At 55.0% G+C, this 23,426-nt stretch carries 22 protein-coding genes; 6 read left to right on the top strand and 16 right to left on the bottom strand.

Annotated features, from left to right (window positions below):
- Positions 1-24: 24 nt before the first annotated feature.
- The 7 genes from E8D52_02420 to E8D52_02390 form a co-directional block, all read right to left on the bottom strand.
- Positions 25-225, bottom strand: a complete 201-nt coding sequence (locus E8D52_02420) for a hypothetical protein (protein TKB69932.1) — start codon at positions 223-225, stop codon at positions 25-27.
- Between the two features lie 32 nt (positions 226-257).
- Positions 258-572 carry a tetratricopeptide repeat protein gene (locus E8D52_02415; protein ID TKB69931.1) on the bottom strand — a complete coding sequence of 105 codons (315 nt, stop codon included), beginning with the start codon at positions 570-572 and terminating at the stop codon, positions 258-260.
- Positions 573-646: 74 nt separating this feature from the next.
- Positions 647-1,390 (bottom strand): hypothetical protein, encoded by a 744-nt coding sequence (locus E8D52_02410; protein TKB69930.1) that lies wholly within the window; start codon positions 1,388-1,390, stop codon positions 647-649.
- Positions 1,391-1,403: 13 nt separating this feature from the next.
- A complete protein-coding gene (locus E8D52_02405; GenBank protein ID TKB69929.1) occupies positions 1,404-2,006 on the bottom strand; it encodes an acyloxyacyl hydrolase in 603 nt (200 codons plus the stop codon).
- Between the two features lie 201 nt (positions 2,007-2,207).
- Complete coding sequence (locus E8D52_02400; GenBank protein TKB69928.1) at positions 2,208-3,017, bottom strand: tetratricopeptide repeat protein; 810 nt, start codon at positions 3,015-3,017, stop codon at positions 2,208-2,210.
- Positions 3,018-3,060: 43 nt separating this feature from the next.
- Entirely contained in the window at positions 3,061-3,483 is a 423-nt protein-coding gene (locus tag E8D52_02395; protein TKB69927.1) for a hypothetical protein, read from the bottom strand.
- Positions 3,484-3,524: 41 nt separating this feature from the next.
- Complete coding sequence (locus E8D52_02390) at positions 3,525-3,959, bottom strand: hypothetical protein (GenBank protein TKB69926.1); 435 nt, start codon at positions 3,957-3,959, stop codon at positions 3,525-3,527.
- Between the two features lie 124 nt (positions 3,960-4,083).
- On the opposite strand from E8D52_02390, the gene E8D52_02385 reads away from it, so the two are divergent.
- The gene (locus E8D52_02385) at positions 4,084-5,844 is read left to right on the top strand and encodes a SagB/ThcOx family dehydrogenase (protein ID TKB69925.1); all 1,761 of its coding nucleotides are present in this window, start codon (positions 4,084-4,086) and stop codon (positions 5,842-5,844) included.
- A gap of 24 nt (positions 5,845-5,868) precedes the next feature.
- Positions 5,869-6,717, top strand: coding sequence for a hypothetical protein (locus tag E8D52_02380; protein TKB69924.1), 849 nt, complete (start codon positions 5,869-5,871; stop codon positions 6,715-6,717).
- A gap of 59 nt (positions 6,718-6,776) precedes the next feature.
- Here the strand turns inward: E8D52_02380 and E8D52_02375 are convergent, their stop codons facing one another.
- Both E8D52_02375 and E8D52_02370 read right to left on the bottom strand, forming a co-directional pair.
- Positions 6,777-7,253, bottom strand: a complete 477-nt coding sequence (locus E8D52_02375; protein TKB69923.1) for a VanZ family protein — start codon at positions 7,251-7,253, stop codon at positions 6,777-6,779.
- A 215-nt stretch (positions 7,254-7,468) separates the two neighbouring features.
- Complete coding sequence (locus E8D52_02370) at positions 7,469-7,831, bottom strand: response regulator (GenBank protein TKB69922.1); 363 nt, start codon at positions 7,829-7,831, stop codon at positions 7,469-7,471.
- 385 nt (positions 7,832-8,216) lie between these two features.
- Here E8D52_02370 and E8D52_02365 point away from each other — a divergent pair, with 385 nt between their 5' ends.
- Positions 8,217-8,759: a DUF882 domain-containing protein gene (locus E8D52_02365; protein TKB70351.1), complete on the top strand. Its 543-nt coding sequence runs from the start codon at positions 8,217-8,219 to the stop codon at positions 8,757-8,759.
- Between the two features lie 70 nt (positions 8,760-8,829).
- On the opposite strand, the gene glgB is transcribed toward E8D52_02365, so the two are convergent.
- The 7 genes from glgB to E8D52_02330 form a co-directional block, all read right to left on the bottom strand.
- A complete protein-coding gene (glgB, locus tag E8D52_02360; protein ID TKB69921.1) occupies positions 8,830-11,034 on the bottom strand; it encodes a 1,4-alpha-glucan branching protein GlgB in 2,205 nt (734 codons plus the stop codon).
- A 446-nt stretch (positions 11,035-11,480) separates the two neighbouring features.
- A complete protein-coding gene (locus tag E8D52_02355; protein ID TKB69920.1) occupies positions 11,481-12,968 on the bottom strand; it encodes a DUF4403 family protein in 1,488 nt (495 codons plus the stop codon).
- Between the two features lie 345 nt (positions 12,969-13,313).
- Positions 13,314-14,252, bottom strand: a complete 939-nt coding sequence (locus tag E8D52_02350; protein TKB69919.1) for a cation transporter — start codon at positions 14,250-14,252, stop codon at positions 13,314-13,316.
- A 74-nt stretch (positions 14,253-14,326) separates the two neighbouring features.
- Positions 14,327-15,181, bottom strand: coding sequence for a hypothetical protein (locus tag E8D52_02345; protein TKB69918.1), 855 nt, complete (start codon positions 15,179-15,181; stop codon positions 14,327-14,329).
- On the bottom strand, positions 15,178-17,169 hold the full coding sequence (gene metG, locus E8D52_02340; GenBank protein TKB69917.1) for a methionine--tRNA ligase: 1,992 nt from the start codon (positions 17,167-17,169) through the stop codon (positions 15,178-15,180). The genes E8D52_02345 and metG overlap by 4 nt, the downstream gene beginning before the upstream one ends.
- A 36-nt stretch (positions 17,170-17,205) precedes the next feature.
- Entirely contained in the window at positions 17,206-18,234 is a 1,029-nt protein-coding gene (gene holB, locus E8D52_02335; GenBank protein ID TKB69916.1) for a DNA polymerase III subunit delta', read from the bottom strand.
- A gap of 3 nt (positions 18,235-18,237) precedes the next feature.
- Positions 18,238-18,912, bottom strand: a complete 675-nt coding sequence (locus E8D52_02330; protein TKB69915.1) for a dTMP kinase — start codon at positions 18,910-18,912, stop codon at positions 18,238-18,240.
- Between the two features lie 203 nt (positions 18,913-19,115).
- Between E8D52_02330 and E8D52_02325 the strand changes: the two genes are divergently transcribed.
- From E8D52_02325 to glmS, 3 genes are read left to right on the top strand one after another with little or no spacing between them, the layout of a single operon-like run.
- The gene (locus E8D52_02325) at positions 19,116-19,784 is read left to right on the top strand and encodes a DUF502 domain-containing protein (GenBank protein TKB69914.1); all 669 of its coding nucleotides are present in this window, start codon (positions 19,116-19,118) and stop codon (positions 19,782-19,784) included.
- Positions 19,785-19,834: 50 nt separating this feature from the next.
- Positions 19,835-21,433 (top strand): UDP-N-acetylglucosamine diphosphorylase/glucosamine-1-phosphate N-acetyltransferase, encoded by a 1,599-nt coding sequence (gene glmU, locus E8D52_02320; protein ID TKB69913.1) that lies wholly within the window; start codon positions 19,835-19,837, stop codon positions 21,431-21,433.
- A 55-nt stretch (positions 21,434-21,488) separates the two neighbouring features.
- The gene (gene glmS / locus E8D52_02315; protein TKB69912.1) at positions 21,489-23,318 is read left to right on the top strand and encodes a glutamine--fructose-6-phosphate transaminase (isomerizing); all 1,830 of its coding nucleotides are present in this window, start codon (positions 21,489-21,491) and stop codon (positions 23,316-23,318) included.
- Positions 23,319-23,426: the final 108 nt, after the last annotated feature.

Raw genomic sequence — 23,426 nt, 5'->3', positions numbered from 1 at the left:
ACGAGGGAGCAGGAGGAGTCTACCTCAACTCGTAGAATGATCCGATTCCATTGGAGCGATATTGTATGTCAGCTCAAGATCGAACTCGTCAACCAACTCATTGAATGCGCCGGCCCCCATATCAGACCGCACTTCTGCCATGACAAGGTCGATGGCCGGGGCAGCGTGTTGACCATATTGCGTGACGGCTGATTCAATTCGTTTTCTGGCATTGTCGAGGTTCACGGAGAGACTCCTTTAGGGGAGAGGCGCATGCCTCATAGTGCATGTAGCAACTCTTGCATCTCAGGCACGAGGTCCTTGCCGCCATTGGATCGTCCAGAACGTACCGCTTCGATGCCTGCATTCAGAACAGGCTTGGCCTCGGTATTTCTGCCCAGTCGGATCAACGCACGGCCGAGAGCCAGGTGAGAGGCTACATGGGTCGGGTCCAATTGTGTGGCGACCGTCAGATGTTCGACCGCTTCTTCGAGGCTGCCGTTTTCCTGAAGAATCTTATTGCCGAGCCCATAGCGACCGAGGAAGCCCTTGGGGTTCTTGGCGACCATCTGGCGAAACGCGTCGATGTCCATAGGAGGCACTATACCACTAGAACAGCAGGATCGGCCAGATGAGAACGGTGGCTGGAGGGAAATATCTGGTTTCGCTACGGCGTCGTGACCGGAACAAGAGCACGGGTGGGGTGTGTGGTTGCGGGTCTTTTGGCTTTCACCGTCACCATGCGAATGCCAGCGTCCGGGAGCGGGGCGCTGCTAGCCATATAGAGGTTGGTGTCTCGAACGAGCTGTTGAGTCAGGTCCGTGAGGCAGGCTTCCGTCACGTGTCCCTTGAGCTCATCGATCATGACCGGTGTGGCACCGAACAGTTTGTAATAAACCGTGCCGGATGAGCGGCCCTCATAGCGTGTGACGTGGCCGTCCCACCGTTCAAGCTCCAGGGCGACGGTTGCGGCATACTCATATTCAAGGTCAATGAAGGGCGAGAGGAGAAACATGGACGCTCCGATGACGATACCTTTGAACGCCGCGAGCCAGGAGTGAGGCTCGATGGTTTCCTCGATGGTAATGCGTGCCGAGACAGCCTTGTCTCCCAGTGAATCGGACTTTTCTCCCAGCGGCGTCAATGTCGAAAACAGACTGGTTTCCTGGATGCTGCTTAAGATCCGCCGCTCGAGGTCGGCAGAGGGATATTGCGATGACCCGTTTCTTGAGAGGTGAAACGAGTTGGTCACGAGCGGGACCCGTTCATCATTGGGGAGCGAGTGCGTCATGATCGCCTTGGAATCGACAGAGGGTGGTTTGACGTCGATCCATCTGGTGCATCCCGTTATGCTGCACAGCATGAACCCAGCAAGGCTCAGGACCGACCATCGGAACATAGGCATCGTCATGATCGCCGTCTCCTCAGAAAAAGAATGAAAACCCCGCAAAGGGGAGGCTCGCGTTCAGACCAAGATTCGGAAAGGCTGTACCGGCATTAGAAATGTGATGGAAGCGGTAACCGACATTGATGGCGGCCTGCGGCGTGATGAACCATGACACACCCACGCCACCCGACAAGATAAAATTGAATTCATTGGCTTGTTCTCGAACCCGCCCCCCAAGATCGGTCCAGAACGGTCCACCGGTGAATTCCGCATACGGTCGTAGCCGGCCCAAGGCGACGAAGGTGTACTTGATCCGCGGCGTGAACCCAATGCCGTGTGTCAGCAACGGTTCTCGGAACTCCAGGTAGACCATCTCTGCGCCGAGCGAGACTTGTCCACGGTACCAGCCGTCACCCACTGGATCGGTCAGGGTGATCATCCAGGATGGCATCAGCGCCGGTCCGTGTTGTTGAGTTTTGTGCAGGTAGGTGAGGCGATGCGAGAGCATGTAGCCGGCGGTGAGCCCGACTTCCTGTGTGCCGACCGTGATCGTGGGGGAGACATCTCCAGCGTGGGCGAAGGACGCCGTCATCATCGTTCCGAATACTAGGGCTGTGAATCGTCGAATGAGCGAAGCCATACGATCTCCAGGTCACTATCTTGTCGGCTTATGCGAGATGGAACTTGATCAACAGGTGTTCAGGCGTACTGCCTCAAAGGGAGCAGAGGATTAAATTCTGTCTGGAACTGCGCGGGGTTCGCGCTCTGCTGGGAGTTAAAAGGATGCTCGATGGCAGGATGCAATTGATGAGCGAGCGATGGAGCAGAAATTCACAGGGAGCTATCCGGATTGGCGCAGCGTGGAGAGATGGGCGGAGTCGGTGCGGAGCTCCGGCAAGGCATAGTGTTGGTCGAGTGACACCACACGCTCAAGACATCGTCGAGCAGCGGTATGGTCCTGACGCGTCTCGTAGACCTTGGAGAGAAGGCGGAGAACGGCGGCCTCCGCCGGTTCGTTCCCGAGTTTGATGTAGTGTTCCGAGGCGTTGTTCAAGCAGCGTTCGGCTCTGGTGTGGTCTCCCTGATCGAGATAGCATTTGCCGAGTTGGCTATAGGTGACCGCGAGCCCTTCTTCGTTGCCGACCGTTCGGTGATGATCGAGCGCTAGTTTAAATAAGGCCACGGCTTGCTCCCACTGACCGTCACGAGCTTCTTGCAACGCCAGATTGTTGTAGAGAATGCCAAGTCCTCGGTTGTCTTGTAACTGGCGCAGAAAATCCATGGCCTCAAGATAGTAGGGACGTGCTTTTTCAGGATGGTCGGATGCGATATGCAGGTTGCCCAGATTGACCAGAGTATGAGCTACGGCGGTGAGATTGCGCTCGGTCCGTTGAATCTGAAGCACCTCCCGATAGCACTGTTCTGCGCGTGGAAAATCGTTCATGAGGGCGCAGGTGTTGCCAAGGTTCCCAAGAGAATCCGACAGTGCTTGCTGATTACCGGGAGTTCGATCATCGGCGACTGCCGCTTCCCAGGCAGCGCGAGCCTGGACCAGATCGCCGCGATGAAGAAAAATGCGAGCGCGATGTTTATGATTGTCCGACATGGGATAGTGAAGCGTTATTCGTGAAGCGCAGGATGGAAACCACATCCGAAGCGCAATACGAACGACGCTTCACGAGATACGGTTTGAGTCAGTCTCCACCTTTGGGTGTATCTCGCCTAAACTCGACTTGCAGCTCGTCCTCTTCCTCCAATCCCAGCCCAGCTCGGAATGACTCGTAGAGTTCCATCACATAGGCGATGCCCTGTTGATCCTTACCGTCCTGCAACGCAAGATAGGTTTCCGATAGTCTGATCCCGGTTTGGAAGTGATGGGCGATGGTCTCTTCCGTCACCTGCTGCCAGGTGATGTAGATGCAGAAGGCTTGGAAGACATGGGCCTGGGGATGACGGGACGAGAGTGCGAGTAATCCTTCATAGGCTTCCCGAGCCGTCGATCCGGCGTTGGAAGAAAAGGTGTCTTCCAGTTCAACGGCGCGGTCCCAATCTGAGCCAAGTTCGGGCTCGGATCGGCTGAATGCGTCTTGTGCGGCAAGGGCTGCGTCGAATTGCATAGTTATTGGAGGAGGATGCTCATAATGGCCACTGGAAAGTGCTACGTGGATCTGTACTTATCCAAGGTGGTAACAGCACATCCATGCCTCTCTGCGACATTACGTAAGTCCTCATCAGCCGTGACTAACGTATGACCATTCGCAATCGCTGCTTCGGCAATGAGTGCGTCTTCTGAGTTGTTTCGTTTCTTATGATTACGCGAGTCCAGACCCGCCTTTAATTGGTTAAACAGAGTTCCGTTTCCAAGTTTGCAGGAACCAAGTCTAGAAGTGCCCAAGACGGTTGACTCAGTGGGAACTGTGCTATCGACAAGAGTGCTGAACCGATCGAGTAATTGGTTCTTCCGTGCGGAGTCACGGGTCTTATTTAACTCGTCATGCTGGATATGTGTTGCAACGAAATGGGCGTCTTTGGGGAAATTCTCAGTGCTCAAAGTCCCATCAATCAGCCAGTTGAAAATATTGGTATCGACCATGTATTGCATTAGAAGTGGTCCCTATAATCGGGAGACATAATGCATTGTAGACGATTTGTGTGCCTTTATTGCAAGGTCAGGTTTACTTTCTTTCCAGCAGCTGAGTAGACTGCTTCAATACACGATGAGCACCGAGAATCTGATTCCCGCTACAACGTCTGAGTCAGTTTCGACCGACCCCGTGGATCGAGTCATTCATTATCACATTAGGACCAAACACCATTTCAATCGCTATGCCCGCTCGATGGGGTTTCTGGATTGGGCGAATCAGCCTGATCCGTTTCGACGCTTCGAGGGTGCTCAGCTCATCCCACTCCCATTACTCAAGCCAGATGAAGCGCCGTTGTCGCCGGCATATGGAGCGATGTATGAACAGGGAGCTGTTCCTTGCCAGCCTGTCAGCGTGCGAACCCTCTCTCGATTTTTTGAGTTCGCCCTGGCCTTGTCCGCATGGAAAAAAGCAGGAGAGTCGGAGTGGGCTCTGCGTAGTAATCCATCATCCGGTAATCTGCATCCGACAGAAGGCTATGTTGTCATACCAAAGATCGACGGACTCGATCTCAAACCTGGCCTCTATCATTACGCGCCGAAGGAACATGGTCTGGAATGGCGGACTGAGTTTCCGGCTGAACAGGTTGCTCGGTTGCTGGCGCCGTTTCCGGCCGATGCGTTTCTCTTCGGACTGACGTCGATTCATTGGCGGGAAGCATGGAAATATGGCGAGCGGGCGTTCCGCTACTGCAATCACGACGTCGGCCATGCAATCGGCTCCACGCGAATTGCCGCGGCGACGCTTGGTTGGAACATGGCGCTGTTGGACGGTGTGGATGAAGACACTGTGGCGATGCTACTCGGGACAGATCGCAAGGATGACTTTGGAGAAGCTGAACCGGAACATCCTGACTGTCTGGCAGTGATCTGGCCCTCAAGGGAGGTGAGGGGAGAGCAAAGGACGGTGCCGTTGTTTCTCGATAGGGCGATTGTGAAGGAGTTGGCCGGTGCGACATGGCATGGGAAAGCCAATCGACTGAGCCAAGAGCATGGGGTCCACTGGGACATCATCGACGAAGCGGCCAATGCCTCGTGGAAGCCACAGACGGATCGACCGATGAGTACTCTCCCTGCGATAAGGCTTACATTCTCCAATACGCTTCACGCTTCACGAGAGACGAACAACGTGGGTCCGTTGGCTGGCCACATCATCCGCCAGCGCCGAAGCGCAGTGTCGTTTGACGGCAAGACGTCAATTTCCGCCAGCACGTTTTTTCATATGATGCAGCGCGTCATGCCTTGGAGTGAACAGCCACAGTTGGAACGGCCAATGCCGTGGGATGTGTGGCCCTATGATCCGGCGATTCATCTTCTGATATTTGTCCATCGGGTGGATGGATTGACGCCTGGGCTCTATTGCCTCGTCCGTGATCCGAAGAAGGTCACGTTCACTCAACAAGCTGTGAATCCCGAGCTGACATGGACTCTTGCCCCGGAGTGTCCTGACGGCCTCCCGCTCTACTGGTTGCTCGAAGGCGATGCCCGTAAGCTGGCTGTGCAGGTGAGTTGCCATCAGGACATAGCCGGTGATAGTGCGTTCTCGTTCGGGATGTTGGCTGAGTTCGAGGGAACGTTGCGGGAACGAGGTGCCTGGTGGTATCCCCGGATGTTTTGGGAAGCGGGCTTGCTCGGGCAGGTCTTGTATCTGGAAGCGGAAGCGGCAGGAGTGCGGGCGACGGGAATCGGTTGTTTCTTCGACGATCCAGTCCACGAGAGTATTGGTGTGAAGGAGTTGGCTATGCAATCCCTCTATCACTTCACCATTGGTGGGCCGGTGGAAGATCGACGTTTGCAGATGTTACCGCCGTACGATCATCTACGGCCTCATGTATAAGGTTCGATGGCTGTAAGGTAACTCATGCTCAAGATCAAGAAGAAGGCCGAGAAGCCGAAGCGGACGGTGCTCTATAATATCGTCGAAGATTACTCTGAGTTTGATGCCCCAGGGAATGTGACTGTCTGTGCGATGACGGAGGCAGAGGATGTCCCAGCCCACGCCAAGATTCTTTCAGAGAGCTATGACGTCCCGCATGAGACGATGACAACCTTGCTGACCACAGGCGGAACGTATGTGTATCCACAAATCGGTGGCATCCTCACTCGAGGATTATTTGCCTGCCGGATTGATTCAGCCGGGCAAGGTCCGAAACAAACCTGGACGCTGGACCTCATGCAGTTTGCCGAGGCCGAGCACGTGGCGCGATCCAGGGCATTTCCGATGGTTGATGCGGCGTGGGAAGTCTTCTGGAGGACGCTGCCGGGTGAGCTGCAAGCCAAGCTGCAGCAGAAAAATTTGGGCTTGGATTATCGAACGTTGGATCGCACCGTTGCCAAAGGTGGCGACATCAAGTACATCGATTTCCGAAAGGACTGGTCGCCACATTTCAAACGGCTCTGTATCATGCCGGATGGACGCCTTGTCCAAACCGGTGGATTGCAAGAGTTTGCCGAACTTCACGGTATCACTGTGGCACGGGCAAAAATGCTGATTGAACAAGGTGGCACGCTGGAGGTGAACGGAGAGGTACTTGCCTGTCAGATCGTAAACGGTCAACCCGCGGTTGCGCGGTTTAGCGAGAAGAGTTACACGAAAGCAAGAGAGTTAGTTTCCTCGAAAGGGATACACCTCATGGATGCGTTGAGTGAAGTGGGGTATGCTGATCCCGCTATGATGCGAGGCCTTGCGCGAAAGACACTGAGAGCGTGACCATGATCGAAGGGGTACTCTTATCCAACGGGAGGCTCTAGCTGTAAAGGCGGGGGTATCTATCGAATCGTTTTTGACCCATTACCTTCCATCCCCACGTCGCTGGTTATCGTTCTGTAGCTGTTGGCACGCTGTTTCTCAGCAAGGTACCCCCCGAGACCGGCCCCGAGCACATTGCATATCACATCCGTTATCGAAGCGATGCGGTTGTGACAGAAGACTTGGAAGAATTCGGTCGATAGTGAGATGCCGCCCGTGATGGCGGTGATTGTAGCAATGGTCCGGAGAGTGCGTGAATCCTCATTCAGCTGGTAGTGAAACAGATATCCGAACACCATGAACCAGAGCGTGTTCCCGACAATGTCCTTCAGCACGTTCCGGGAAAGAGCAAAGTCTTGAAAAGGGACCCAACGAACATAGTCCCAGTGCGGGTGTCCGACAAAGTTACTGAATGGGAGCAGGGGAGCGATAGCGAGGACGGCCAGTACAAACCACAGCATTCCGCTCTTTAGCTTGAGTCCTGTCCAAAGGGTCATCGTACGATCATCTTAAAAGCGCAATGATTGTCTCAATGCATTCGATGTCGTCAGTATACACGATGTGTCACGGTGTTGACCGTGAACGAAGCGCAAGCATCATGCATTGTTGTTATGGTGTTACGCTTGGCGGCCTATTGTCTGCTTGTGCCGCTTGAAAGAATTCGGCTCGTACTCGATCGGAGGGACGCGGGAGGGGGAGCCTGCTTTATGGCTTAGGCTGCCAGTTCTTCTTTCACCGCATCAAGTAGTTTGTTGATGTCGAATGGCTTTTCGAAGGCGCGACGTGCACCGAAGAGTTTCGCAATATCGAGGAAGTTGTGATCGCCTTGTGCTCCCGTGATCGCGATTACTTTGGCATCGACATATTCGCGAGTGAGCTGAAGCGTGGCCTCAAGGCCGTCCGTCTCCGGCATCAACAAGTCCATGATCACGAGATCGACCAGCTCTTTCTGATAGAGCGTGAGCCCTTTGCGTCCATTCTCGGCTTCGAGCACGCGGTGCCCTGCCTTGACCAAGACCTCTTTCAGCAGCCCTCGGATGGATTGTTCGTCGTCAATGACTAGGATAGTCGCCATATAGACTCTACTAATTTCTTCCGATCTTACCTGTCACCCACGAAACAGTCTAGAAAGAAAATGTTTTTTAGCATAGGTGCAAGAGGTGAAATAAATATGAGTCCGATTGGCCTCATCCTGTAAGCCGTACCTCCAAGGCATCCTGATAGACGACCAGCGCACTTCATTTTCATAGATCGAAGGCATGCGCATACATCTATTAATGCTTACATGGATGGATAAGCATACATTCATGGGGTATGAGGAGTCTATTTAAAGCCTCTCGGGACAAATTGTTTGACCCAATTTATGATTTTTGTTACAAAACCGACAGCTTTTTAACGAGTATTGTCCACTTTTTTCGGGAGTTGTTTCAGTGAATACTACAGATCAGCCCAAATGGGCCTTGACCAGGCGAGCATTTCTTCAGGTTTCCTTGGTGGGGACTCTCTTACTGAGTGGGCGGTTAGTTGGCCCACAGCCGGCGCAGGCTCGTGAGCTTCCAGAGGGCAAGCTGACGTTGGTGAATGTGTGGACCAATGAGCGGCTGGATGTCACCTATCGAGACGAAGCCGGGAACTATGACCTGTCAGCGCTTGATGATGTGAATGACCTCTTGCGCTGTCATTACACGGGTGAAGTGGGGGCTATGGATGTGCGTGTGTTGGAGCACGTGAATTTGGTGCAAAAGAAACTCGGCAGTCAGCAAGAGATTCATGTGATTTCTGGCTTTCGGTCTCCCGAGTATAACGCCATGTTGGTTCGGACGGACCAACATGTCGCCAAGAATAGCTTACACATGCAAGGACAGGCGATCGATCTTTTGATTCCTGGTGTTTCCACCACGAAGCTCCGCCAGGCCGCGCTCGAACTGCGGTACGGTGGGGTCGGCTCCTACAAACGTTCGAGCTACGTACATTTGGATTCAGGCCCCTTCCGGCATTGGTAGCTCTCCCCTCATCACCAAGCGAACGAGAATACCTCTGCTCCTGACGGCGGAGTTGTGTTCGAATTGGGTGCTATCGCTTCAATAAGAGGATGGATAGGGGTGGGAGCGTGATCGTCAGTGAGTATGGGAAGCCATGGCTCGGGGTGTCGGTCGCGTGAACACCACCGCCATTTCCCATATTGCTGCCGCCGTAAGCGATCCCATCAGTGTTGATGATTTCCTGATACCAACCGGGTTCCGTGACGCCGATGCGGTAGTGGTGGCGAGGCATTGGCGTGAAGTTGCACAAGCAGACGATGGCCGCTTGCGTGCTGTTTGCCCTTCGAAGATAGGCGATGACGGAGTTGTCAGTATCGCTGAAATCAATCCACTGAAATCCGCTCCAGTCAAAGTCGACTTCGTGCAGCGCCGGTTCCTCGCGATAGACTCGATTCAGGTCGCGGACCAAACGTTGCAGCCCACGATGAGGCTCATCCTCGCAGAGATGCCAATCCAAACTGGTGTCATGGTTCCATTCCCGCCACTGACCGAACTCTCCGCCCATGAATAGCATTTTTTTCCCGGGGTGGCTGTACATATAGCCATAAAGCAGCCGGAGATTCGCAAATCGCTGCCAGACATCACCCGGCATTTTGTCGAGCAACGTTCGTTTGCCGTGCACCACTTCGTCATGAGAGAGGGCGAGAACGAAATTCTCGCTGAAGGCGTAGAGCAGACCGAACGTCAGTTGGTCCTGATGGAACCGGCGGTAGATTGGGTCGTGCTGGAAAAAGGTCAGCATGTCGTGCATCCACCCCATGTTCCACTTGAACGTAAAACCGAGCCCTCCCGTGTAGGTTGGCCGAGAGACACCAGGCCATGATGTGGATTCTTCCGCAATTGTGACGGCTCCAGGGAAGTCTCGGTGGACGAGGACGTTGAGTTCTTTCAAGAGCGAAACGGCTCCAAGATTTTCCTTGCCCCCAAACTCATTGGGAATCCATTCACCGGACTGTCGTCCGTAGTCGAGGTAGAGCATGGACGCCACGGCGTCGACGCGTAATCCATCGATGTGGTACTTGTCCAACCAGAAGAGAGCGCTATTCAGAAGGAAGGTGCGCACCTCGACTCGATCGTAATTAAAAATCCGGCTGTGCCAATCGGGGTGATAGCCGAGGCGCGGGTCGGCATGGTCATAGAGATGTGTGCCGTCGAACTGGGCCAATCCATGAGGATCGTCAGGAAAGTGTGCCGGCGCCCAGTCCATGATCACGCCGAGGCCAGCTTGATGCGCGGCATCGACAAACGCCATGAACTTTGTGGGATCTCCGTGTCGGCTGGTGGCGGCAAAGTAGCCGGTGGCTTGATATCCCCATGATCCATCGAACGGATGTTCTGTCACCGGCAGGAGTTCCAGGTGTGTGTAGCCCAGATCCCTTGCGTAGGGGATTAATTTGGCAGCGAGTTCTTCATAGGTGAGCCAGCGATTGTCCTCCTCCGGAACTCGCATCCATGATCCGAGATGGACTTCATAGATGGAGAGGGGAGCGGTCAGCGGATCCCATTCGGATCGGGCCGCCATCCATGTGCCGTCGTGCCAGGTGTAGCTGGACAAGTCATGCACGACCGAGGCAGTCCGCGGGCGGACCTCGCTCGCGACAGCATAGGGATCGGCTTTCCTCAACAGCACGTTGTCTTCTCGCGACCGGATTTCATACTTGTAGAGGGTGCCTTCCGGTAGATCGGGCATGAAGAGTTCCCAGAGCCCGGTTAGTCCTCGACTCATCATGGGATGACAGAGTCCATTCCATCCATTGAAATCACCGATGATGCTCACGCGAGCAGCATTGGGAGCCCACAGCACAAAGTGAACTCCGGGGACGCCTTGGACGGTGCGGAGATGGGCGCCGAAACTGTCGTAGGCTTTGTACAGGGTTCCTTCTGTAAAGAGATGGAGTTCAAGATCCGTCAACAGCGGTGGAAAAGCATAGGGATCATGGATGTCAGCGACAGTGCCGTTATAGTCTGTGACGCGAAGCGTGTACGATGGAGCGAGTGTAGTATCTGGAAGCAGCGCCTCATACAGTCCCTCCTCACGAATGCGAGTCATAGGGCTGAGGATGGAGTCGGATACGACCTCAACATCCGTGATCTGGGGGAGCCAGGCCCGGATCGCGAAGCCGGGGTGACCGTCGATCATCGTGGGATGTGGGCCCAGAACCGTGTGAGGGGCCCAGTGAGTGCCGGCAATGAGACGATCAAGATCATCCTGCTGAATGGGTCGATCAATAGACATGGAACTATCCTAATGGCTACGGTCGTGATTAGGAAGGGGAAAATGTTCCCTGCAATGGCGTCGAATGAAATAGCTGAAGAGAACTCTGATTGCATGGTCGCCGTCGGCCCATGATAATCCGGGGGCCTGTACGATGATCCGTCTTCATTGAGCTCGGAGAACTGAAAGGTCCTCTCTGACGCTGGCTCTTTTTATCTTCGGCGTGTGCCATGACCGAGCGGTTCCACAAGACGATTGTGGCTTTGTTCGGCGCGGTCTCGTAAGGAGAGGTATTCTACAGGCATGAGTTCGGGGTGGATTACAACGTCGTGAGAGTGGATATCGGCAGGAAGGCCGACTGCCGGATTATTTTTTGGCAGTGCTTCCAGTTTGGCTTTCCTGTCATGGTCAGCTCCGTCGCCCTCAGCGCGCTCTACCTCTGGCTGGTCTTTCTGCGCTAACGGGGATTAGGGTTTGCCCTCGGCCTTTAGATTGAGCGATCCGTCACTCATCACTCGAACGTACAGCGAGTTCACATCGGCGAACACGCCGATGCCTTGCACCGACACGACGGTTCCCTGCAGGGAGAGCGTCTGATTGATTGTTCGATTCAGTGCCATTCGAAGCAGGTTTCGCATGCGGTCGGTCGCCGAAGTCACACCGAGGACGGTTTCACCCATCACGAGTTCTCTCATGGAAGAGTGGGCGAGCCAATCGGGCCCACTCTTCGCTAGGAACTGTTCGGAATCGTGGTCCAAACGGAGGCCGCCGATCTGGACGGATTGTGTCAACGTGTTCATTTCAGGTTTCCCCACGAAATATAGGTGGCCGGTCGCATCTCCTGCAAAGGCTATCCGCAAGACCACTTGGTTGCCTCCACGACCCAAAATGGCGGCGTCAGTGATCTGGATGAAGTCTCCTTTCACGGCGACACGTTTCCCCTTCAAACGCGCCGCAAGTGATTGGGACAGCGAGGGATAGTCCAGCGGAATGTCAGCGACGACGTGGAATCCAGGGGAAGCCGGTTGTGTATCGAGTTGAGGAAGTGCTGCAGCGGCAACAGGTGGTTCGGAACCGAAGACGATCACCGGCGTGGCGATGATGTGCAGCGTGTCCTGAAGACTCTGTCTCTCTATCGAGAACTCATTGCGTTTAATCTTTTCGACATTGAGGTGGAGCCACGCGTTCGGTTCCAATTGAATAGGGGCGCGCAACCCGTTCCATGCTTCTTCCACTTGAGGGCGAACCGTGCTCGCGTGAAGGCTAGCGACCGCGTGCTGGAGGCCGCCTCGTACCGTGTCCGTCAACCTATTCCTGGCGTCCTGGGGAAGGTCGGTCGTGATGATGCGAGCGGTACATGGATCAATGGTATTCACTGCTACATCGGCGACGGATGCGGACAGACCGTAGTTTGGAGTCATGCCAATGACGATACCAGTATGCAGCATTGTTTTTCGCAACCGCCCCTGGCCGGCGTCACAGTCGGCGGGTGCCTTGACGGTCGGTGTGGGTGCCTGCGTACCGAGGTGAGGATGAAGCTCAGCGGTGAGGGGGAGGTGAGTCCCCGGAAGGTCGATTCCCTTCCACCAATCGCGGAGCATGGCACCTTGATCCTGGCTCATGGATTGGTAGGAGTCGACACGTTCGGTCGTAAAATCATCCCGCTCCACATAATACTTGTGTTCAATGCCTTTCGAGTGCTTGATGGGGTTGCCTGATTGATCAAACACTTTTGGAATGACGTTCTCATCGTTGACCGTAGCTAGAAACGGCGCGAGGTCCATCTGAACAGGAAGGCTGAGGGTTGACTCGGTGGCCGAAGAGAGGGGGGGCTGGGTGGCCGACAACAGCGTCGGCGGCGGTGGGTGAACGACATACTGCTTGGCGATACAGCCCGTCAACAACAGTAACAAGGATACGGCGACGAGGGAGTTACGTAAGAATTTGGGAAACATCTGCTTTCCCCCTTTAGATAGTCACAGGTAGTGAGTCCAGGTGGTGAAGAAACGGGGGTAGGATACCAGAAACGCACGATTATTTGTCAGGGCCGAAATTAGAGGTGAGCCGGTCCAGGACTCGTAGCAGGATCAGCACAGCAAGAGATACTTCGTAATTCTTTCCTGCTAATCATATCCATATGGCCAGTGGGTCGAGGAGGAGGAAGTATTCTTGACGGAATGAAGCGTGTGCTTCGAGATGCATGTTTCGTCATCCGGTTCAGCGATGGCCTCTTCGCAGCCGATTATAGGGGAGGTCCGAATCATTCATGGTTTCGATTAGCTGAGGCAGCGACAAGAAGATCAATGATGATGTGCGAAGCCGTGGGCTTCGTGATGCTGGTCAGTCAGTTTCCGAAGGTCGCAGTGGATGTCGTCGGGGTCGCAACATTCGGTTTCTAGTTGGATGGTCATATGCTTGATGCCGAAGTCCGTCGTGATCCTGTTCTGGATCAGCTGCAGCAACTCCAAAGGGGTACGGTGACGCTCGATCATCACGTGGCTGGTGAGCATGACCAGTCGAGGCTCGACGGCCCAAATGTGAAGATCGTGCACGTTTGTGACGCCGGGGATGGCCTCCATGGTCGTGGCCACTTGAGATGCGCTGATGCCCGGCGGAGTTGACTCCAACAGGACATCCATCGACTCTTTAAAGATCGGCCAGGCTCCTCGGAGAATGACTCCGACAATCAGTAAACTCACGAGCGGATCTAGGATCGTCCATCCTGTCAGGAGAATCGCGCCGCCGCTGACAATCACGCCGAGTGAGACCCACGCATCTCCCAACATGTGCCAGAACGCACTCCGAATGTTCAAATCATCTTTCGCGCCATGCTGGAGTAAAAGGGCGATCCCGAGATTGGCTAGGAAGCTGACGGCGGCGACCGCCATCACCCATCCACCGTCCACGGGGACGGGTTGTAGCAATCGCTTCAGGCCGACCAGTGCGATGCCGGCAGCGGTGAGCAACAGAATGAAACTGTTCAGAAACGCCGCGATGATACCGGCTCGATGGTAGCCGAAGGTCCGGCTCTCGGAAGCCGGCCGTGCGGTGAGGAGATGGGCATAGAGTGCGAGAAAGAGCGATCCTTGATCGACAAGGTTGTGGCCTGCGTCGCTCATCAAGCCGATACTATTGAGAAGCCAGCCGCCAGCAAACTCAGCCGCGATAATCACGGCATTGATGGCTAGTGCAAGTTGGAGCCGCGATCGGAGATGTGTGTACGAGGCAAGTGCTGTCATGCATAACAGTGTCGCATGGGCGACGCGACGCAGCAAGTCTTGCCGGAGGTTTGTCTCCAGTAAGTTTGCAGTGGCTAGTGGATCGGTTTTGAAGGGAGGCGCTCACTCAGGACTGGGTAGGTGACTTGATCGATTCCTGCATTACCGGTTGAGAGATCTGAGGCGATCACACGCAGCGTGATCCCGTCGGGAACTTCCTTCGATGGCGGCACAAAGAACGGCGCTTCAAATGTGCGGCTCCCTTCATCGTAAAACATCTGCAGCCGCTCAATGATTCGGTCTCCGATCAACACCTCTCCATAGATACGGATCTTTCGTGAGTCCCAATCTCCGTGGGGGCGGACTAAGGAGCCGGACAGGGTTCGGACCGAGGCTCGGAGTTTCACGTCGTCTTTGGCGATCAGCGGTTCGGGCGGTGTGGGTCGCTCAATTTGGACGAGGTACCCATAGAGGTGCAGCACGATACCATCATGCGTGAGATCCTGTCCTGGGATGACGAGTAGAGTCTTACTCGTTTTCTGTGATGCGGCAGGATAGGCCAGCGGTCCTTCGGCGGAGATCTCCACCAACGTCGGTTTGTGTAGTTGCAACGTTGTGGTGAACACCGCGGAGGGGCGAGAGCTGTAGACTGGTTCTTCTATCATGTGCGGTGTGCGCATGATTTGGTTCTGGTCGCCGGACCCGCCCTGCTGCAGACCCGTAGCCAGAATTTGGCCAGTCGCCACCTCCGTGATCGTCACACGCGCTCCACCGACCTCTCGGCCTAACACCATGGCCCCGTGCGCGACGACTCGGACCAGTACTACCGTGGGTTGTGGGCCGTTGAGCGGGATATTGGGAGGTGTTTGGCTTCGGACCGGAGTCGAGGGGTAAGACAGTAGGGTGAACGAGAAGATCAGTCCCACCAGGGCGAAGGAAGATCGTGTCATTTCACCTTCGTGCCAGGGTCCACTTCTTCTTGAATGGTGAGCAGTCCACGCACGTCGGCATCGCCAGCAGCCAGTACCATGCCCTGCGATTCGATGCCCATAAGCTTCGCCGGTTTGAGATTGGCCACAATCACGATGGTTTTCCCGACCAGTGCATCAGGCTCGTACTTCTTGCCGATGCCCGCCACGATCTGGCGCTGCTCGGCGCCGAGAGAGACTTGTAGCTTCAACAGCTTCTCTGACTTCGGGACGCGTTCTGCACTGATGACCTTTGCTGTCTTCAGCTGAATCTTCATGAAATCGTCGATGGTGATCTGGGGCGGTGCGACTGGAGCTGCTGCAGGGGGCGTTGTTGGGGGAGTTGCTGTAGTTGTTGGCGCAGTAGAGGTCGACGGTGAAGGGATAGATGGTTCGCTCACTGGTTTTACTCCTGGTTTTGATTCGATACGCGGGAAAAGCGATGGGCCTTTATGGATGATGGTGCCTGGCTTCAACCCACCCCATTCAACCGTATCTTTCAGTAGAGGGCTTGTGAATTCAGCTGAGATGCCAAGCTGGCCGCAGATTAACCGCGCACTGTTAGGCATTATGGGATATATGGCTAAGCTGAGGCAGCGCAGCGTCTCTGCCATGGTATAGAGGACAGTCCTCAGTTGTTCCGCATTGCTCTCATGCTTAACCAATGTCCAGGGCGCGGTCTTGTCGACATATTGATTAGCAAGTTGGACGACGTGCCAGATAGCTTCCAGGGCCCGGTTAAACTCCAATTGCTCCAGATGATGCGGCAACACGGTGTTTAGGAGAGAGACTATGGCTTGTTCGAGTTCTCGCTCTGCTGGTCCACCTGTCCCGGGAGCCGGTACCAACCCTCCTTGAGACCGCTCGATAAGGGTGAGCGTTCGACTCAAGAGATTACCCAGGCCGTTGGCAAGATCACTATTGATGCGCGTCACCATCCCGGCAAGGGAGTAGTCTCCGTCTTGTCCAAATGGCACCTCGCGCAGTAAGAAATAGCGAAACGCATCCGCCCCGACTTCATCGATCATCTTATTGGGATCGACGACATTGCCGCGGCTCTTCGACATTTTTTCGCCGTCGACCGTCCACCAACCATGGGCAAAGATGGTCTCCGGCAACGGCAGGTTCAACGCCATGAGCATCGTGGACCAATACACGGCATGGGTCGTCAGGATGTCCTTTCCGACAAGATGGACATTCGCAGGCCAAAATTGGCTTCCCGTCGGCTTCTCTCTCGGGAGATAGTCCAGCGCGGACATGTAATTCACCAGCGCATCGAACCAGACATAGGTGACGTAGTCATTGTCGAACGGCAGTTCGATCCCCCAGGAGAGTCGTGATTTTGGTCTCGAGATCGAGAGGTCGCCTAGTTTTTGGGTTTGTAAGAACCCAAGGACTTCGTTGCGTCGCGATTCCGGACGAATAAAATCCAGATGCGTCTTGATGTGTTCGATCAAGCGGTCCTGATATTGCCCCATCTTGAAGAAGTAGTTGTGCTCGCTGAGCTGTTCGACGGGGCGTTTGCAGTCCGGACAGAGTCCAGACTCCACGTCTTTCTCAGTCCAGAACCGCTCATCGAACGTGCAGTACCAACCGGTATACGAATCCTGATAAATGAGATTCTTGTCGTAGAGCTCCTGAAGGTATCGTTGGACAATGGCCTTGTGCTCGAGATCCGTCGTCCGAATGAACGCATCGTTTGAGATGTTGAGGCGTTGCCATAATGTTTGAAACTGAGGCGCAAGCTTATCGCAGTGGGCCTGAGGGTTGATGTCGGCTTTGGCCGCGGCCTGTTGCACTTTCTGGCCATGTTCATCGAGACCGGTCAAAAAGAAGACCTCACGGCCACGTAGCCGCCAGTAGCGCGCCAGCACGTCGGCCGCGATGGTGGTGTAGGCATGGCCGATGTGTGGGACATCATTGACGTAGTAAATCGGAGTGGTGATGTAGAAGGGGTTCGTGTCTGTCATATCGCGGGCAAGATATCAGGTTGGCGTCGCTTTTGGCTAGGTTGTGGCTCCGGCGGGGACAAGGCCAAGCGCTTCTCGCAGGCGAAGGAATGTCATTTCCAGTGCCATCTGCACGTTGAGGTGTCGCGTGGCTTGCTGTTCGGTACGCTCGATCTCATTCAAGAGGGTCAGGAGAGCATCGATGTCTGCTCGCTGGGCGTATTGTCGCAGGTCTGTGATGTGGTCGAGGTGAAGGAGTTGATCATGATCTCCATCGACGATGACGATGACCAGATCGCGAATCCATCGTGTGAGCCATGCGAGGGTTTCTTCACCACGGTCCGTCTTTGCCAAGCTTTCCGCTGCCGAGAGGATGGTTCCGCTCGACAGCAAGCTTTCCGGCTTCACCAACGCCAGGCATTCTTGTTGTCGCGCACGAACGTCTGCCACATTCGCCGTGAGCGCTTCTCCGATTCGGCCATCGGCGAAGACCGCCAGGAAACGGGCGTCGGCAGGAGGAAGCTCCCGCTTGAGGATCAATGCGGCCTCAACTTGGGTGCGGGCGGGCGTCGTGAAACGGAGCGCTTGGCAGCGTGATCGAATGGTGATCGGAAGCGCCTGAAGCCGGTTGGTGACGAGGATAAAGAGACTATCACCTGGAGGCTCTTCCAAGGTCTTGAGGAGCGCGTTCGCTGCACCGATCGTCAGTCGGTCCGCGTCGTCAATCAGGCAAATTTTTCGTTCCCCGATGAGTGGGCGATAGACGAACTGTTGTTCGATCTCCCGCACCTGCTCGATTTTGATTTGCGGCGTGGCGGCTTTCGGATCGGGCTCGATGACAAAGTAATCCGGGTGCGTCCGAGCGGCTATCTGAAGGCAGGATCGGCATCGACCACAGCTATCCTGAGCCTCTGTCTGCGAGGGTTGCTCGCAGTTGAGGGCCTGTGCCAGTCTCACGGCGGTCATCAACTTTCCGATCCTGGCTTCGCCATAGAACAGATAGGCATGGGCCAAGCGTCCATTACAGACGGTTGCCTGAAGGAGGGAGATGGGTTGCGCGTGGCCTGTGATATCGGCGAAAGGCATGGGCTATCGGCGTCTCGATGTCCGTCTGCGATAGGTCTTGAGCCAGTTCAGAACCAGCTCTTCTACGGTCTGGGTCACCGACTCCAGCGGTTGTGCGGAATCGATCACCATGATGCGTCGAGGTTCTTGTCGTGCCAATACGTGAAATCCCGCCCGGACTTTCCGGTGGAATCGCTCGGCTTCTCGATCGAGTCGATTTTGAGTGGTAGCGCGACCACGGCGTCGGCTGAGTCCGACCGCAACGGGGACGTCGAAGAGCAACGTGAGTTGAGGGGCCAGTTTCCCGGTCGCCCAGTCGTTCATTGTGCGCAATATTCGTAGGTCCAACCCCCGTCCATATCCCTGATAGGCCATCGTCGAGTCTGAGAATCGATCACAGACGACCGTCACTCCGCGGGCGAGTGCGGGTTTGATGACGTGATCCACATGCTGGCGTCTGGCCGCGAAAATAAGGTAGGCTTCCGTTTCAGGGGCAATGGTTTCCCCTGAATGGTCGAGCAGTATACTGCGCAGACGTTCGGCGAGAAGCGTCCCTCCCGGTTCTCGGGTATGCAGCACGTTCAGGCCTTGCGCAGTCAGCCGCTCGCACAGTCTTCGAGCTTGTGTCGTTTTTCCGCTTCCTTCACCGCCTTCCAGCGTCATGAAGATGCCCGTCGATTTTCTTGTTGTTCTACCCATTGGCAATTTTCATTCGCAGTCGCAATCGGGGAGCGATCCTATGTCAGGTCGAGGCGAATAGCAAGACCAGTATCTTTTTTGAATCCACCCGGTCTAAGCACATAACCCGTTGAAATTTACAATAAAATGCTTGCGGGGTCTGTCAGGATCTCTGTAAGATGAATCACGCAATGCTCTCCCCAATGGTTGGGTGTCGGTGATTCATGCTCAAGGTCGCGCTAAGACGCTATTTTCTCACAGGCCTCCTCCTTGTCACCCCTATTTGGGGCACGATTCTCATCCTGAAAACCCTATTCGTTGCGGTAGACGGCATCTTGGGCGAAGCCGTCGCAGAATTGGTGCCGGATCACTATATTCCCGGCCTAGGGATCATCACACTGGTTCTGCTCATCTTTTTAGTCGGGTTGTTTGCGGCAAACTTCATCGGGCGTCAGATTGTGGGTCATTGGGAAGATTGGCTCAACCGTCTGCCCCTTGTCCGGGGGATTTATTCCACGCTGAAGTCCATGATGGATATTCTGTCTTTTTCGGAGCGAGGGTCGTATCGTCGGGTGGTCTTGATTCAATTCCCAAAGAACGGCCATTATTGTTTTGCGTTTGTGACTGGCATGACGAAAGGCGAGACCACGGCATTGGGCCCGGAGGCGCTGATTCATGTGTACGTGCCTACCTCGCCCAATCCGACGTCGGGGTATTTCCTCTTAGTGCCGGAACAAGAAGTCATATCTGTTGATATCAGTATTGAAGAAGCGATGAAACTGATTGTATCGGGTGGTCTCTATACGCCATCCGGTGCCATGGCTTCGGCCCTGAAGGGAGAGCCGAAGTGGAGTCAGGTCAAACAGCCAGATGCCGGTGTGCCGATCGGATAAACCCGGGGTTCTGATACTCAATTGCGGTCCTCTTATTTTCGGAGTCTTCGATGAAACAATCAGTGGATCAAGGCACAACGGTCTCGCGTATTCCGGGCTTAGGCGTGATTGTGATGGCGGCCGGGTTGGGCAAACGGATGAAGTCCACCCAAGTCAAAGTGTTGCATCATGTCGCGGGCCAGCCAATGGTTCTCTACGCGGTTGATGTGGCGCTCCAACTCGCGGGCCATCGTATTGCGGTTGTGGTTGGGCATCAATCCGACAAGGTTCGGCATGTGATTGAAGCAGGTATTGCCGGTAGGCTGGGATCAAAGTCTGTGAGCATTGTCGAGCAAGCCGAGCAACTCGGGACCGGCCATGCGGTGCTGCAAAGCCGCCCCGTGTTTTGTCTGGGCGATGAGGAGCGTCCGACGAATTATCTTATCTTGAATGGTGACACTCCGTTGCTAAAGGAAGAGACGGCGCGCGAACTTTTGCGAGCCCATCAATCCCAGCGCGCCACTGTGACGATTCTGACGGCGATGCTCGATGATCCCAGTGGCTATGGTCGAGTCATTCGCCGGGAGTCTGGCGGATCTCACCAGAGTAAAGTCACTTCGTCCGATGTGCTGAAGATCGTTGAAGATCGTGATGCCACCTCGGTCGAACGGGCTACCAAGGAAATCAACGTAGGGACGTATGTCGTGTCCGGAGATTTTCTCTTCGAGGCTCTGGATAAGCTCGAGCCACGCAACGCGCAGAATGAATACTATCTGACGGATATTGTTCGGATGGCAGTTGACCAGGGGCGGCCTGTTGCGGCGGTGATCCTTCAAGATCCCGACGAGGGGCTGGGAGTCAATACTAGGCATCAGCTGGCGGCTGCGGAGCAGGTCGTCCGTCAGCAGATTCGCGAACACTGGCTTGACGCCGGAGTCACGATGCGGGATCCTGGCTCCGTGTGGGTTGACGCCGGAGTCACCATTGGACGAGATACCGTGCTGTATCCACACGTGAGTCTCGAAGGCAACACCAGCATCGGTGAAGGGACGACAATCCGTTCCGGGGTCCGTATCACCGATTGTGTGATCGGCAATCACGTCGAGATTTTAGACTCCTGCGTGCTGGCTGCGTCGGACGTGCATGATGGCGCACATCTCGGCCCGTTCGTGCATCTTCGTCCAGGTGTGGTGGTCAGGCGGAAAGCGAAAGTCGGAAATTTTGTCGAGATGAAGAACACTGAATTGGGCGAAGGCTCGAAGGCCAATCATCTCAGTTATTTAGGTGATGCCACGATCGCAGAAGGGGTGAATATCGGCGCCGGCACCATCACCTGTAACTACGACGGAGCGCGAAAGCATCGAACAGTGATTGGCAAGAATGTGTTTCTTGGAAGCGATACGCAGCTGATTGCGCCGGTGACGATTGGAGAGGGATCAGTGGTGGCGGCGGGGACGACCGTGACACAGAACGTCCCGGCTGATTCATTGGCGATTGCTCGTGTATTGCAAGTCAATCGAGTTGGGTGGGCAGCCAAACGTCGGGTGTTGCTGACCGCTGGGATGCTGAGCCAAGACTCGACAAAGGCTTCCAGCGGGCCGAGGAAACAGAAGAACAAAAAAGCTTCGAGTCCTATGAAGAGGGGGCGCGCAAAGTCAGCGAGACGGTGATCGCGGCGGATTGATTGTTCGCCCGTTAGTCGATTCAGATCTAGGAGCAACGCCTATGTGTGGGATCGTCGGATATATCGGTAATCAAGAGGCGGTTCCGATTCTCATCGGGGGATTGGCAAAGTTGGAGTACCGGGGCTACGATTCCTCTGGAGTCGCCGTCATGGAGGGGGCGAAAATTGTCGTTAGGCGGAGTGTGGGCAAGCTGGTCAATCTTCAAAATTCGCTCAAGGCGAAGGAGCTCAAGGGGACGGTCGGAATCGGCCATACTCGCTGGGCGACCCATGGGAAGCCTTCAGAACAGAATGCCCATCCGCATCGGTCCAAAGGCTGCGTGTTGGTCCACAACGGGATTATTGAAAACTACCAGCAACTCAAACAGCAATTGGAAAAGGACGGCTACAAATTTGTATCGGAAACCGATACGGAGGTCGTCGCGCATTTGATCGATAAATACCTTCAGAAAGGGAAGCTGCTGGCTGATGCCGTACGGTTGGCGACGAAAGATGTGAGTGGCAGTTACGCACTGGCCGTCATGTCAGAGCGAGAACCCGGGACGTTGATTGCCGCGCGGTCTGGATGCCCGTTGGTGGTTGGGCGGACCAAGCACGCCTCGTACATCGCTTCCGATGTCATGGCGATGCTCGCGCACACGCGCGAAGTGACCTATCTCGAAGAAGGGGATGTGGCAGTTGTCACTCAAGACGACCTGCATCTCACCGACGTCGATGGCCATGCAGTCTCGCGCAAATCAACGAAAATTACCTGGGATGCGTCGGCGGCGGAGAAGGGCGGCTATCCGCACTTCATGCTGAAAGAAATTCACGAACAACCGCAGACAATCCTTGATACGATGCGCGGACGGTACTCCTATGAGACTGGCGAAGCGGATCTGCCAGACATCGGGCTCACACCGAAAGAGTTTGCAGCGGTTGAGCGGATTTGGATCGTCGCCTGTGGCACCTCTTGGCATGCCGGCCAGGTCGGGAAATATTTATTTGAAGAATTGGTTCGTACACCGGTTCAGGTGGATATCGGGAGCGAGTTTCGGTATCGCGATCCGCTCGTCGGGAAGAACGATCTATTTGTCACAATTTCTCAGTCCGGCGAGACGGCTGATACGCTGGCTGCTGCGCGAGAAGCAAAAGGAAAAGGGGCGCGTGTTGTCTCCATCGTGAACGTTGTCGGCAGCACCTTGGCGCGCGAGTCAGATGGGGTGCTGTACACGCATTGCGGACCGGAAATTGGCGTCGCCTCGACCAAAGCGTTTACCGCGCAGCTCACGGCGCTGTATTTGCTGGCCTTGCATTTTGCCAGAGTTCGTAATGTGATGAAGGTGGCAGACGGAAAAGCCTGGTTAGATCGGTTGGTGCAGTTGCCGGTATTAGTCGAGCGCGTGTTGCAACGAGAGGCTGAAATCGTGGCAATTGCCAAGCGATATTACAAGAAGCGTAACTTTTTATTCTTAGGACGCGGGATCAACTATCCGATCGCACTGGAAGGCGCGCTGAAGCTGAAAGAGATTTCGTATATCCATGCCGAAGGCTATGCGGCGGGCGAGATGAAGCATGGTCCGATTGCGTTGATCGATAAGGATATGCCGGTCGTGGTCTTGGCGCCCCGAGACAAACTGTATGACAAAACCGTCAGCAATCTCATGGAAGTAAAAGCGCGACACGCACCGGTGATTGCCTTCGTGGCAGAAGGAGAGCGGGAGCTCGGCAAGATTGCGGATGCGGTGTTTACCGTTCCTGATACCCACCCGCTGATCTCGCCGATGTTGTTTACCATCCCGCTTCAGCTCCTTGCCTATCATATCGCCGTATTGCGCGGGGCGGACGTCGATCAGCCGAGGAATCTTGCCAAGAGTGTGACGGTAGAATGAGGTGCGAAGGCCGGGTCCCCGTGCTCGCTCAACGCGCGGCCTCAGAAGACCCTCGTTGAATGCGCGCAGTAAGGGACCCTACCTTCACGCCTCATTGGGAAGAGGATG

Origin of the sequence: Nitrospira sp. (assembly GCA_005116745.1) — a bacterium.
Lineage (GTDB): Bacteria > Nitrospirota > Nitrospiria > Nitrospirales > Nitrospiraceae > Nitrospira_D.
The sequence above is the reverse complement of the archived record's forward strand: the minus strand, read 5'-3'. Positions and strand labels throughout refer to the sequence as shown.

Bases quoted from the DNA above. Each gene is read 5' to 3' on its own strand.
- E8D52_02330 (TKB69915.1), bottom strand. From the start codon at position 18,912: ATGGGTAGAACAACAAGAAAATCGACGGGCATCTTCATGACGCTGGAA.
- E8D52_02385 (TKB69925.1), top strand. From the start codon at position 4,084: ATGAGCACCGAGAATCTGATTCCCGCTACAACGTCTGAGTCAGTTTCG.
- holB (TKB69916.1), bottom strand. From the start codon at position 18,234: ATGCCTTTCGCCGATATCACAGGCCACGCGCAACCCATCTCCCTCCTT.
- E8D52_02370 (TKB69922.1), bottom strand. From the start codon at position 7,831: ATGGCGACTATCCTAGTCATTGACGACGAACAATCCATCCGAGGGCTG.
- glmS (TKB69912.1), top strand. From the start codon at position 21,489: ATGTGTGGGATCGTCGGATATATCGGTAATCAAGAGGCGGTTCCGATT.
- E8D52_02395 (TKB69927.1), bottom strand. From the start codon at position 3,483: ATGCAATTCGACGCAGCCCTTGCCGCACAAGACGCATTCAGCCGATCC.
- metG (TKB69917.1), bottom strand. From the start codon at position 17,169: ATGACAGACACGAACCCCTTCTACATCACCACTCCGATTTACTACGTC.
- E8D52_02350 (TKB69919.1), bottom strand. From the start codon at position 14,252: ATGACAGCACTTGCCTCGTACACACATCTCCGATCGCGGCTCCAACTT.
- E8D52_02375 (TKB69923.1), bottom strand. From the start codon at position 7,253: ATGACCCTTTGGACAGGACTCAAGCTAAAGAGCGGAATGCTGTGGTTT.
- E8D52_02380 (TKB69924.1), top strand. From the start codon at position 5,869: ATGCTCAAGATCAAGAAGAAGGCCGAGAAGCCGAAGCGGACGGTGCTC.
- E8D52_02400 (TKB69928.1), bottom strand. From the start codon at position 3,017: ATGTGGTTTCCATCCTGCGCTTCACGAATAACGCTTCACTATCCCATG.
- E8D52_02345 (TKB69918.1), bottom strand. From the start codon at position 15,181: ATGACACGATCTTCCTTCGCCCTGGTGGGACTGATCTTCTCGTTCACC.
- E8D52_02405 (TKB69929.1), bottom strand. From the start codon at position 2,006: ATGGCTTCGCTCATTCGACGATTCACAGCCCTAGTATTCGGAACGATG.
- glgB (TKB69921.1), bottom strand. From the start codon at position 11,034: ATGTCTATTGATCGACCCATTCAGCAGGATGATCTTGATCGTCTCATT.
- E8D52_02325 (TKB69914.1), top strand. From the start codon at position 19,116: ATGCTCAAGGTCGCGCTAAGACGCTATTTTCTCACAGGCCTCCTCCTT.
- E8D52_02390 (TKB69926.1), bottom strand. From the start codon at position 3,959: ATGGTCGATACCAATATTTTCAACTGGCTGATTGATGGGACTTTGAGC.
- E8D52_02410 (TKB69930.1), bottom strand. From the start codon at position 1,390: ATGACGATGCCTATGTTCCGATGGTCGGTCCTGAGCCTTGCTGGGTTC.
- E8D52_02355 (TKB69920.1), bottom strand. From the start codon at position 12,968: ATGTTTCCCAAATTCTTACGTAACTCCCTCGTCGCCGTATCCTTGTTA.
- glmU (TKB69913.1), top strand. From the start codon at position 19,835: ATGAAACAATCAGTGGATCAAGGCACAACGGTCTCGCGTATTCCGGGC.
- E8D52_02415 (TKB69931.1), bottom strand. From the start codon at position 572: ATGGACATCGACGCGTTTCGCCAGATGGTCGCCAAGAACCCCAAGGGC.